This is a genomic window from Paracoccus sp. (in: a-proteobacteria) (assembly GCF_030536915.1).
Lineage (GTDB): Bacteria > Pseudomonadota > Alphaproteobacteria > Rhodobacterales > Rhodobacteraceae > Paracoccus.
In genome coordinates, this window is the sequence record NZ_JAUNPC010000190.1 from 1 (window position 1) to 2,235 (window position 2,235).

The 2,235-nt window shown below is 67.4% G+C and carries 2 protein-coding genes and 1 riboswitch; of the genes, one reads left to right on the plus strand and one right to left on the minus strand.

Annotated features, from left to right (window positions below; all coding sequences use genetic code 11):
- Positions 1-47: 47 nt before the first annotated feature.
- Positions 48-794, plus strand: a complete 747-nt coding sequence (cobA, locus tag Q4F04_RS15560) for a uroporphyrinogen-III C-methyltransferase (RefSeq protein WP_303370696.1) — start codon at positions 48-50, stop codon at positions 792-794.
- On the opposite strand, the gene cobF is transcribed toward cobA, so the two are convergent.
- Positions 752-1,519 carry a precorrin-6A synthase (deacetylating) gene (gene cobF, locus Q4F04_RS15565; RefSeq protein WP_303370697.1) on the minus strand — a complete coding sequence of 256 codons (768 nt, stop codon included), beginning with the start codon at positions 1,517-1,519 and terminating at the stop codon, positions 752-754. The genes cobA and cobF overlap by 43 nt on opposite strands.
- 123 nt (positions 1,520-1,642) lie before the next feature.
- Positions 1,643-1,841, plus strand: a riboswitch (cobalamin riboswitch).
- The last annotated feature ends 394 nt before the right edge of the window (positions 1,842-2,235 follow it).

Here is a 2,235-nt window from a genome sequence, read left to right on the forward strand (position 1 = left end):
CGGGGCAATGTCACCGGCACCTTCTTCCACATGATCGCGGAGGCGCCATGAAGGGTTCAGGCTTTGTCAGCTTCGTGTCCTCGGGCCCCGGCGACCCGGAACTGCTGACGGTCCGGGCCGTGAAGCGGCTGCAGGCGGCCGAGGTGGTGCTTTACGACGACCTGTCCTCGGGGCCGATCCTCGATCTCGCCGCAGAAGACGCAGTGCTGATTCCAGGCGGCAAGCGCGCTGGCCGGGCCTCGGCACGACAGGATGACATCAACCGGCTGCTGGTGGAACAGGCAAGGACCGGCGCCAGGGTGGTCCGACTGAAATCCGGTGACGCGGGCATGTTCGGCCGTCTGGAGGAAGAGATCACCGCATTGAGCGCTGCGGGGATCGGCTACGAGGTCATTCCGGGAGTGACCGCCCCAGCGGCGGCCGCGGCCGCTGCGGGCATCTCCCTGACCCGCCGCCTGTCCGCGCGACGGGTGCAGTTCGTGACCGGACATGATGTCAGCGGGGCGCTGCCGGGCGACCTGAATTGGGCCGCGCTGGCGGACTCTCAAGCAGTGACGGCCGTCTACATGGCGCGGGCGACCTTTCCCGACTTCGCTGGGCAGCTGATCGCGCATGGGCTTCCGACGGACACACCGGCGATCCTCGCGTCCGGGGTGTCTACGCCCGCCGAGGCGCTGCACAGGGGCACGATCAGCAAGCTTGCCGAGATGTGCCGCATGAATGCGCGCGCGGCTACCCCGACGCTGATCCTTTACGGGGCGCTGGCCGAGGGCAACTCCCGCCGCAGCAGATAGATGTCCATGATCCAGCCCCGCCGCGCCCGTGCCTCCGCACGGGCCGCGACGATGCGCGGGCCTGCCTCGGCCAGCGGCCCGTGGTCGAGGATCTCGCCCTTCATCCCCACATAGGCGCCCCACCAGATCGAGATCCCTGTCGGGCCGAGGGTGGTGAACGAACATTCGCCGTCGAGCATCACCACCAGCGTGTCAATGCCCACGGGCCAGCCATGCTCGCGCAGGTGGCGCCCCGTGGTGACAAGGAACGGCTCAGCCAGGCGATTGAGCGGGATTGCATGGGCTGCCGTGAGCACCTGCAGCGACATCAGGCCGGGCACGACCTTCAGGTCCAGCGGGCGGACCTTCCGGATGCGCTCGGCGATCCGCAGCGTGCTGTCGAACAGGGCAGGGTCGCCCCAGACGAGCAGCGCGACCTTTCGCGCCTCGGGATATGGCGCGAGCGCATAAAGCCAAGCTTGCGCGACGGCATTGTGCCACAGCCTCACCCGCATCTTGTAATCGGACACGTTCGGATCCCGCTCGGGCATAGGAAAGGACACAAGCCGGGCTTTGTCATCTTCGATACAGCCGGCGGCAATCCTGCGGCGCAGGTCTGTAAGTTCCTGCCGGTCCTCACCCTTGTCGGGGATCAGCAGGATGTCCGCCGTCCGGATTGCCTCGACCGCCTGCAGGGTCAGGTGATCGGGGTTGCCGGCCCCGATGCCTACGAGTGTCAGTTCCATTGCAGTGCCTCCGAGAGCTTGCGGCATCGCCTAACGGGGAAGTTGCGCCTTTCGCAAGGCAGTGGGGTGCCGCCTCGCATGGGCTGAGCACCGACCAGCCTTGACAGCCGGTGCGGCCCCATCGCAGAACCCGAGCGTCGTGGTGCCGCGAGAGCGGCTTGATATGGGAACCGGGTGCGCCTTTCGGGGCAAATCCTGGACTGCCCCCGCAACTGTAAGCGGCGAGCGACGGTCGATACGCCACTGTGCCCCCGGGCATGGGAAGGCCGGCCGGAGCCTTGACCCGCAAGTCAGGAGACCTGCCCGACGATCACCCATCCGCGGCGCGGGGTGCGTCCGAGGAGCGGCTGTTCCGCAGCGGTGACGATTGGAACCGTCTGCGGGGTGCGCATCCCCACAGGCAGATTGTCATGCGGCCTACGATGGCCATCGAGGAGGGAACCATGAGGTTCTCGTCGCATCGCGCCGGTCGGGCAGGCGCCTATGCAGCATGGCGGCTTCCGGCATGGCAGGCGCCATATTATGTGGGCCCTCAGCCTGAGCGACATGGCGGCGTTTGCAGGCCGTCTTGCAGAGGACTGCCGGACGCGCGGTTCACGGCTTGGCCGTCCAAGGACACGGAGGCTCCATGGGTTCGATCATCCTTGTGACGGGCGGGGCGCGGTCGGGGAAAAGCGCGATCGCGGAAGGCCGGACGCTCTTGTTCGGCAGCCCTG

What these genes read in the sequence shown, in the direction of transcription:
- cobF (WP_303370697.1), bottom strand. Translation starts at nt 1,519, where the DNA reads ATGGAACTGACACTCGTAGGCATCGGGGCCGGCAACCCCGATCACCTG.
- cobA (WP_303370696.1), top strand. Translation starts at nt 48, where the DNA reads ATGAAGGGTTCAGGCTTTGTCAGCTTCGTGTCCTCGGGCCCCGGCGAC.